Source organism: Sabulibacter ruber (genome assembly GCF_017355955.1).
In the GTDB taxonomy this organism is placed as follows: domain Bacteria; phylum Bacteroidota; class Bacteroidia; order Cytophagales; family Hymenobacteraceae; genus Nibribacter; species Nibribacter ruber_A.
In genome coordinates this window covers 1-249 of record NZ_JAFFID010000192.1, presented here as the reverse complement: position 1 = coordinate 249, position 249 = coordinate 1, and the positions used below count along the sequence as shown (strand labels likewise).

The 249-nt window shown below is 69.5% G+C and carries 1 protein-coding gene; it reads left to right on the top strand.

Annotation, left to right across the window (positions count from 1 at the left end):
- On the top strand, nt 1-213 hold a 213-nt coding region (locus JT719_RS25010), incomplete at its 5' end, for a hypothetical protein (RefSeq protein ID WP_207436488.1).
- Between the last annotated feature and the right edge of the window lie 36 nt (nt 214-249).

The window sequence follows — 249 nt, the reverse complement described above, 5'->3', positions numbered from 1 at the left end:
AGCGGGGACAGCGACGACCTCGCCGCCCGGCTGAGAGACCTGGCCGACGACGAAACGGCGCTGAGAATGGGCCGCGAGGCTTATGAGCGTTACTGGAAAGCCCCCTTCACGCTGGACCGTCATCTGGACCGCCTCGAGGAGGTTTACGGCACGGCGGGATGGGCGGCGAAAGCCTGCCCTCCGGCCGTTCACGCCGTCGGTGCAAGGGCTTGATCGGGCGCCGTGCCTTTCTGGGCGGGACGGCGGGGC